General features: G+C 69.8%; 7 protein-coding genes, 1 tRNA gene and 1 other RNA gene. 4 read left to right on the top strand and 5 right to left on the bottom strand.

Going from position 1 to position 7,872, the window contains the following annotated elements; all coding sequences use genetic code 11:
- Positions 1 to 166: 166 nt before the first annotated feature.
- From ABGB19_RS17385 to ffs, 3 genes are all read right to left on the bottom strand, one after another.
- Positions 167 to 2,032 carry a DNA polymerase III subunits gamma/tau gene (locus ABGB19_RS17385; protein ID WP_347687192.1) on the bottom strand — a complete coding sequence of 622 codons (1,866 nt, stop codon included), beginning with the start codon at positions 2,030 to 2,032 and terminating at the stop codon, positions 167 to 169.
- Between the two features lie 49 nt (positions 2,033 to 2,081).
- Positions 2,082 to 3,359 (bottom strand): aminotransferase class I/II-fold pyridoxal phosphate-dependent enzyme, encoded by a 1,278-nt coding sequence (locus ABGB19_RS17380; RefSeq protein ID WP_347687191.1) that lies wholly within the window; start codon positions 3,357 to 3,359, stop codon positions 2,082 to 2,084.
- Positions 3,360 to 3,386: 27 nt separating this feature from the next.
- An RNA gene (gene ffs, locus ABGB19_RS17375) (signal recognition particle sRNA small type) lies at positions 3,387 to 3,481 on the bottom strand.
- Between the two features lie 68 nt (positions 3,482 to 3,549).
- Between ffs and ABGB19_RS17370 the strand changes: the two genes are divergently transcribed.
- From ABGB19_RS17370 to ABGB19_RS17360, 3 genes are all read left to right on the top strand, one after another.
- Positions 3,550 to 3,635 (top strand) — tRNA-Ser (locus tag ABGB19_RS17370).
- Between the two features lie 73 nt (positions 3,636 to 3,708).
- Positions 3,709 to 4,491: a hypothetical protein gene (locus tag ABGB19_RS17365; RefSeq protein WP_347687190.1), complete on the top strand. Its 783-nt coding sequence runs from the start codon at positions 3,709 to 3,711 to the stop codon at positions 4,489 to 4,491.
- Between the two features lie 29 nt (positions 4,492 to 4,520).
- Complete coding sequence (locus ABGB19_RS17360) at positions 4,521 to 5,522, top strand: trypsin-like peptidase domain-containing protein (RefSeq protein ID WP_347687189.1); 1,002 nt, start codon at positions 4,521 to 4,523, stop codon at positions 5,520 to 5,522.
- A 4-nt stretch (positions 5,523 to 5,526) separates the two neighbouring features.
- Here ABGB19_RS17360 and ABGB19_RS17355 read toward each other — a convergent pair whose 3' ends face one another.
- Positions 5,527 to 6,189 carry a TetR/AcrR family transcriptional regulator C-terminal domain-containing protein gene (locus ABGB19_RS17355; protein ID WP_347687188.1) on the bottom strand — a complete coding sequence of 221 codons (663 nt, stop codon included), beginning with the start codon at positions 6,187 to 6,189 and terminating at the stop codon, positions 5,527 to 5,529.
- An 89-nt stretch (positions 6,190 to 6,278) separates the two neighbouring features.
- Between ABGB19_RS17355 and ABGB19_RS17350 the strand changes: the two genes are divergently transcribed.
- A complete protein-coding gene (locus ABGB19_RS17350; protein ID WP_347687187.1) occupies positions 6,279 to 7,346 on the top strand; it encodes a dihydrodipicolinate reductase in 1,068 nt (355 codons plus the stop codon).
- An 11-nt stretch (positions 7,347 to 7,357) separates the two neighbouring features.
- Here the strand turns inward: ABGB19_RS17350 and ABGB19_RS17345 are convergent, their stop codons facing one another.
- Entirely contained in the window at positions 7,358 to 7,861 is a 504-nt protein-coding gene (locus tag ABGB19_RS17345) for a hypothetical protein (protein WP_347687186.1), read from the bottom strand.
- Positions 7,862 to 7,872 lie beyond the last annotated feature (11 nt).

The following is a 7,872-nucleotide window of genomic DNA, read 5'->3' as shown; positions in this document are numbered from 1 at the left end:
CCTCGAGCACCGGAGTGCCGGCACACACCAGGTCGACGAACTGTCTCCGCACCGCCAATGGGACGGGGTATCCAGACGGCATTGCAACCTCCAAACGGCGATATTGCAGTGACCGTATGAATCTGCCGGGGTTTTCGCCTGCAGAACTTCAGTTTCGGCGGGGGATTCAGCCTTCGATGCGGCGGGCGCCGAGTTCGCTCTGCAGTAGCTCGAGGGCGGCTTCCTCCGGATCGCGGCGCGGCGCGTCGGAGGTGTCGGCGCCGGCCTCGGCCAGCAACTCCTCCTCGTCGTCGTCGCGCGGCGGCGGTGCGGTCGCCGGGGCCATGGGGGCAGGCGCGGCCGGTTCGGGTGTCGCGGTACCCGTCTCGCAGCGGATCTGCCAGTCCACCCCGAGCGCGTCTTTCAGCGCGTCCCGGATCACGTCGGCGTTGCGCTGTTCGCTCAGCCGCTTGACCAGCGGGGCGGACTCGTGGCTGAGCACGAGGGTGTGACCTTCGACCGCGCGCACGATCGCCCCGGCGAGCATGACCTCGGTGGTGCGGCTGCGCTCGCGGACCTTCTCCCGCACCGTCGACCACATGCTGCGCACGGCCGCGGCATTGGGCTCGCCGGTCACCGCCGGGGGCGGCGGCGCGGCCACCACGGGGTCCGACGGCGGCCGCACCGGCGGTGGCGACGGCGGCGGCTCGGGCTCCGGTGCGGGTTCCGGTCGCGGCGCTGCCACGGGCTGGGGTGCGACGGCTTCGGGCTCGGCCCGTGGCGGTTCGGCCTTGGACGCCGTCGTCTCGGCGGTCCTGCTCCTGCGGGCGTACTGCTTCGGCGGCGCGGCCGGTTGCGAGGCCGCGGCCTCGTCGGCGGGGATCGACATGTCCAGCCGGGTCTCGATGCGCTCGACGCGCTGCAGCACCGCGGCCTCGGTATCGCTGGCCGACGGCAGCAACAGCCGGGCGCACACCACCTCGAGCAGCAGCCGCGGCGCCGTCGCGCCGCGCATCTCGCCCAGCCCGGCGTGCACCACCTCGGCGTAGCGGGTCAGCGTCGCGGTGCCGAGCCGGGTCGACTGGTCGCGCATCCGCTCGAGCACATCCTCGGGCCCGTCGACCACACCGCGGGCCGCGGCGTCCGGCACCGACTGCAGCACGATCAGGTCACGGAACCGCTCCAGCAGGTCGACGGCGAAGCGGCGCGGGTCGTGGCCCGCGTCGATGACGGCCTCGACGACGCCGAACAGCCCCGCGGCGTCGCCCGCGATCAACGCGTCGATCGCGTCATCGATCAGCGCGACGTCCGTCGCACCCAGTAGCGCCAGCGCCCGCTGATATCTGATGTGGCTGCCCGCCGGACCCGATTCGGAACCGGCGAGCAATTGGTCGAGCACGGACAGAGAGTCGCGCGGCGATCCGCCGCCGGCCCGGATGACCAGCGGGTACACCGCGTCGTCGACCGTCACGTTCTCCTGGGTGCAGATGTGCTCGAGCAGTGATCGCATGGTGCGCGGCGCCAGCAGCCGGAACGGGTAGTGGTGGGTGCGCGACCGGATGGTCGGCAGCACCTTCTCGGGTTCGGTGGTCGCGAACACGAAGATGAGGTGCTCCGGGGGCTCCTCGACGATCTTCAGCAGCGCGTTGAAGCCGGCCGTGGTGACCATGTGCGCCTCGTCGATGATGAAGATGCGGTAGCGCGACTGCGCGGGCGCGTAGAAGGCCCGGTCACGCAGTTCGCGGGTGTCGTCAACGCCGCCGTGGCTGGCGGCGTCGAGTTCGACGACGTCCACGCTGCCCGGGCCGTTGGGGGCCAGCGCCACGCAGGAGTCACACACCCCGCACGGCGTGGCCGTCGGCCCTTCGGCGCAGTTCAGCGAGCGGGCCATGATGCGCGCCGACGACGTCTTGCCGCACCCACGGGGGCCCGAGAACAGGTACGCGTGGTTGATCCGGCCCGACGTCAGCGCCGTCGACAGCGGCTCGGTGACATGTTCCTGGCCGACGACTTCGGCGAACGTCGCTGGCCGGTACTTGCGGTAGAGCGCCACGCTCAGCAGGCTACCGGCGCGGTCCGACGAGGTGAGGCCGACTCGTCCATCAGCTCCTCAGCAGAGACTCGGTGGCCGACAGCAGCGCACAGGTGGCCAGGCCGTCGATCGCGGCGCGCAGTTCGGGCTCGGCCGGGAAGGTCGGCGCGATGCGGATGTTCTTGTCCTCGGGGTCTTTTCGATACGGGAAGGTCGCACCAGCCTCCGTCACCGCGATGCCGGCATCCTTGGCCAGCGCGATGGTGCGGCGGGCGGTGCCCGGCAGCACGTCGAGGCTGATGAAGTACCCGCCCTTGGGCTCGGTCCACGACGCGATCTTCGACTCGCCGAGCCGGTCTTCGAGGATCTCCAGCACGGCGGCGAACTTCGGGGCCAGCAGCAGCTGGTGGCGCTGCATCTGCAGGCGCACGCCGTCGGCGTCCTTGAAGAAGCGCAGGTGGCGCAGCTGGTTGACCTTGTCCGGGCCGATCGACTTCTTGCCCGCGTGCTGCAAGTACCAGGCGATGTTGCCCAGCGATCCGCCGAGAAAGCCGACCCCGGCGCCGGCGAAGGTGATCTTCGACGTCGAGGCGAACACCAGCGGCCGGTTCGCGTTGCCCGCGGCCTCGGCGAGCCCGAGCACGTCGACATTGCGGACGAAGTCGTGGGTCAGGGTGTGCACGGCGTAGGCGTTGTCCCACATGAGCCGGAAATCCGTTGCGGCCGTACGCATCTGCACTAGGCGGCGCACCGTCTCCCAGGAATACGTGATGCCCGTGGGATTGGAGTACACCGGCACGCACCACATGCCCTTGATGGCCGGGTCGGCGGCGACAAGCTCCTCGATCAGGTCGACGTCCGGGCCGTCCTCGCGCATCGGCACGGTGATCATCTCGATGCCCAGGCTCTCGGTGATCGCGAAGTGCCGATCGTAGCCGGGGGCGGGACAGAGGAACTTCAGCGTGGGCTCCTCGACCCAGGGCCGCGGCGAGTCCGCGCCCCCGTACAGCAGCGAGAACACCACGGCGTCGTGCATCAGTTCCAGGCTGGCGTTGTTGCCCGCGATCAGGTTCTGCACCGGTATCCCGAGCAGCTCGCCGAAGATGGCGCGCAGTTCCGGCAGGCCGTGCACGCCGCCGTAGTTGCGCACGTCGGTGCCGTCACCGTCGCGGAAGTCGTCCTTGCCGGGCAGCTCAAGCAGCCCATTGGACAGGTCCAGCTGCGCGGGCGCCGGCTTACCGCGGGTCAGGTCGAGCTTGAGCGCCTTGGCCTGCAGCTCGGCGTAGTTGCGCTTCTGCTGCTCGTGCTGTGCGGAGAGGTCGTCTCGGCCGAGCGACAGGAACGACACGGGGCGCCTTTCGACTGGAGCGAGAGATAGAGGGGACCCCGCGCACCCGCCAGAGCCCATTGACCCTTGCTGCCTTCCGGCCCTGGGGGAGTTCACAGGATGGACGCCGCGCGGGGTCCACGGCGAGTCTAATACCAGTGCCGCGAGCATCTGGATCGGCTCATGTTCGAGGTCGGCTACCATGGCCCGCGGAGGATTCGCCTAGTGGCCTATGGCGCTCGCCTGGAACGCGGGTTGGGTTAATAGCCCTCGCGGGTTCAAATCCCGCATCCTCCGCACTCGGCCCGGGGTGCGACCAGCTGGCCGTCGGCCCGGTCGCATCCCGGCCCAATAAGCGTCTAGGAGGAGTATGAGCCGCACCGTCGCGGTGATCTGGCACGCGTCGTTCTGTATTGCCGCCGGTGTTCTGTACTTCTTCTTCGTCCTGCCCCGCTGGCCCGAGCTGGTGGGCGACACCTCCCACACGCTCGGAACCGCGCTGCGGATCGTGGTCGGCGCGCTGATCGGCCTGGCGGCGCTGCCCGTGGTGTTCACGCTGCTGCGCACCCGCAGACCGGAGTTCGGCACGCCGCAGCTGGCGCTGACCCTGCGGAACGCCTCGATCATCCTGCAGGTGCTCGCGGGGACGCTGATCATCGGAGCGGCAATCAGCGAGATCTGGCTCTCGCTGGACGACGCGGGCCGGTGGCTGTTCGGCATCTACGGCGCCGCGGCGGCCATCGCCCTGCTCGGCATCTTCGCGTTCTACCTGGCCTCGGTGGCCGAGTTGCCGCCGCCGCCACCCAAGCCGCTCAAGGTCAAGGAGCCCAAGCAGCGCCGACCGGGACGCCGGGGCACCGGGGACACCGTCGCACACGCCGACGAGGCCGACGAGGCCGCCAACGAGGCCGAGGACACCGACGAGCCCGAATCGGTCGAGGTGACCGCCGAGGAATCCGAGCCGGACACCGAGGACTCGGCAGCGGAGAACACCGAGGAAGCGACGGCCGAGACGCCGTCGACCGAGACCGAAACGCCTGGTGAGGCCGAAGAAGACGACGGCAAACTGCGCAACCGCAGACCGTCCGGCAAGACCGACCCGGCACGGCGTCGCCGCAGGCGGTTGCGGGGCGGCGTCGCCGTCGAGGATTAGCAGTTCGCGGCATCGGGCAATATGGGCGCATGGGCAATATCGCCGTGCGCCGCTCGTACAGCACGCTGCTGATCGCGCTGGGCGCACTTCTCACACTGGTCGCACCGGTGGCCGTGGCCGCTCCCGGCGACCCGATCGGGTCCGCGGCGCAGGTCGAGCCGGCCGTCGTGCAGATCGACACCGAGATCGACTACCAGGGCGCATTCGGCAACGGCGCAGGTTTCGTGATCGACCCGGGCGGTCAGGTGCTGACCAACTTCCACGTGGTCTCCGGCGCCGACCGGATCACCGCGTCCGTCGGCGGCCGCTCCTACCCTGCCGAGCTCGTCGGCTACAACCGCAGGCGTGACATCGCGGTCCTGCAGCTGCTGGGCGCCGCCGGTCTGCCGACCGCGCCGATCGGCGATTCCGCGCAACTGGCGGCCGGTGAACCCGTGGTCGCCCTCGGCAATGCCAACGGCACCGGCGGCCCGCTGACCCGCGAGACCGGCACCGTGACCGCGTTCGGCCGCACCGTTAGCGCCGAGGACGCGCTGACCGGTAGCAAGGAGGAGCTCACCGGCCTGATCGAGTTCGCCGCTCCCGTGGTGGCCGGCGACTCCGGCGGACCGGTGGTCAACGGCCTCGGCCAGGTCGTCGGCGTCACCACCGCGGCGTCGGTGACCTTCCAGTTCGGCCCCGGCGGCGAGGGTTTCGCGATCCCGATCAACGACGCGATGGGCATCGCCAACCAGATCCGCTCGCGGGCGCCGTCCCCCGATGTCCACATCGGGCCGCCCGTGCTGCTCGGTGTTGGCGTCCGCACGACGCAGCGCGGACCCGGCGTGTTCGTCGCGGAGGTGTTGCGCGGCGGCCCCGCCGAACGGGCCGGCCTGGTCGACGGCGACGTCCTCACGGTCATCGACGGCACCCCGCTGGACTCCGCCACCACGCTGACCTACGTGCTGGATCGGCACTACCCCGGCGACGTCATCGACCTGACCTGGGTCGACGGCAACGGCCTGGAGCGCACCGGCAAGGCGACGCTCTAAGGCGCTAGGCGAACCGGTCCAGACCGGCGATCAGCACGTCGAGTTCGAAGTCGAACTGCCGCTCGGCGTCACGCGCCTCCGTCTCGGCCGACGCGAGCACGGCGCGAAGCGCGGGATAGGTGTCCTGCGGTTCGTGTTGCAGGGCCTCGGAGGTCTGGGCGCGATGCCGGTGCACCCCGGTTGCCGTCTGCGCGGCGACGCTGTGGGCGGCCGACTGCGCGATGTTCGACGCAGCGGTGAGCCCGTGCCGCGCGGTGTCGGGGTCGAAACCGGCAGTCAACAGGGCGTCGAGGACGCGATCGGCGAGCGCAAGCGCGGCCGCGGCACCGATTCCACGAAGCCGGGTGAAGTCGGTCGCGATGCCGATCTGGATGCCGACCTGCACGAGGCCGTCGCGGAACGCGACCGCATAGGCCCGTAACACGGCCCGCCAGTCGTCGTCCCAGGGCAGTTCCACCCGGTCGAGTTCGCGTTCGAAGTGGTCCAGCACCACCAGCGTGAGCAGTCCCTCACGGTCGCCGACGTAGTAGTGCAGGGCCTTGCGGCTGACGCCGAGCGCATCGGCCACCGCCTGCATGGTCAGGGCTTTCGCGGTCACACTGCGGGCCGCGGCGACGATCTGCTCACGGTTGATCCGCGGCGGGCGACCCCTGCTCGGACGCGTCATCTCCGGCAGCCTAAGGGGCAGGCCCAAGATTTTTCGCCAGTCGGTAAAAAACGCTACGCACGAGGACCCGGCGGCCCTATCCTGTGCGCGTGCCCAACACCCCTTATCGCGTCGTCCAGTGGACCACCGGCAATGTCGGCAAGAGTTCGGTCGAGGCGATCGCCAAGAACCCGAACTACGAACTCGTCGGCCTCTTCGCCTGGTCGCAGGACAAGGTCGGCAAGGACGCCGGCGAACTCGCCGGTATCACACCGCTCGGCGTCACGGCGACCAACGACGTCGACGCGCTGCTCGCCCTGAAGCCCGATGTCGTCGTCTACAACCCGATGTGGATCGACGTCGACGAGCTCGTCCGGATCCTCGAGGCCGGCGTGAACGTCGTCGCATCGGCATCCTTCATCACCGGCCACAATCTGGGCGACGGCCGCGACAGGCTCGAAGACGCTTGTCGCAGAGGCAGTTCGACGCTCTTCGGCTCCGGCGTCAGCCCCGGCTTCGCCGAACTGCTCGCCATCGTGGCCGCCACCGCATGCGACCGCGTCGACAAGGTGACGATCGCCGAGTCCGCCGACACCACGCTCTACGACTCCCCCGATACCGAGCGTCCCGTCGGGTTCGGCACCGCGATCGACGATCCGAACCTGGGTCCGATGGCCGAGAACGGCACCGCGGTGTTCGCCGAGGCCGTGCGCCTGGTCGCCGAGGCGATGGGCGTCGCGCTCGACGAGATCAAGTGTGTGTCCGAATACGCCCAGACCACAGAGGATCTCGAGATGGCATCGTGGACGATCCCGGCCGGTCACGTCGCGGGCGTGTACGCCAGCTGGCAGGGCGTCGTCGACGGCAGGACCGTCATCGACATCAACGTCCGGTGGAAGAAGGGCCAGACGCTCGAACCCGACTGGCAGCTCGACGGCGACGGCTGGAAGATCACCATCGACGGGCGGCCGACGGTCAACATGGCGGTCGGCTTCCTGCCCCCCGCGGACATGATCGAGAACGCCAAGACGATCGAGGACTTCTTCGTGCTGGGCCACATCATGACCGCGATGCCGCCGATCCACGCGATCCCCGCCGTCGTCGCGGCGGCCCCCGGCATCGCCACCTACAACGACCTGCCCCTGCCTCAGGCCCGCGGCGTCGTCCCGGCCGGCTAGCCGCGCTCCGATTACGGCCCCGCCGGCGGGGGACCGGGTGGTGGGGGCGGCGGAGCCGGAGCATCGGTCACGTCCAGCACGTTGGCTTGCAGCTGTGCCGCGGGCGGCCCTTCGACGACGACGTCCTTCAAGATCTTGGCCTGGTCGTTGTGCACCGTGAACTCGCCCTTCTGAGGCACGTTGCCGCCGACGACCTCGTACACCACGGTGAACGGCGTATCCGGTAAGGGATGCAACCCAACGTATTTGGGCTCGATCGTGTAGGTGTACGTGCAGGCCGGCGCATCCGGGGGGCACTGAGTGTCGGTGACGACGACGCTTACGGCGAACTCGACCGGCGTCGGCATCTTGGGCGTGGGCGGGGCCAGGGTCGTGCGCGGCGTCGCCGCCTGTGGCGTCTGCTGGGAGTTCATGCTGCCGAAGATCATCACCGCCGCGACGCCGACGGCGCCGGCGAGCATCGCGAACAGCGCCAACCCGGCGGACCACCTGCGTACTGTCGACGAAACGCGCATGCGACTAGGTA

This window comes from Mycobacterium sp. B14F4, assembly GCF_039871645.1.
Taxonomy (GTDB): Bacteria; Actinomycetota; Actinomycetes; order Mycobacteriales; family Mycobacteriaceae; genus Mycobacterium.
Note: the sequence above shows the minus strand (reverse complement) of the source record. Positions and strands in the feature narration are given on the sequence as shown.

Bases quoted from the DNA above. Each gene is read 5' to 3' on its own strand.
- ABGB19_RS17355 (WP_347687188.1), bottom strand. From the start codon at position 6,189: ATGACGCGTCCGAGCAGGGGTCGCCCGCCGCGGATCAACCGTGAGCAG.
- ABGB19_RS17365 (WP_347687190.1), top strand. From the start codon at position 3,709: ATGAGCCGCACCGTCGCGGTGATCTGGCACGCGTCGTTCTGTATTGCC.
- ABGB19_RS17360 (WP_347687189.1), top strand. From the start codon at position 4,521: ATGGGCAATATCGCCGTGCGCCGCTCGTACAGCACGCTGCTGATCGCG.
- ABGB19_RS17345 (WP_347687186.1), bottom strand. From the start codon at position 7,861: ATGCGCGTTTCGTCGACAGTACGCAGGTGGTCCGCCGGGTTGGCGCTG.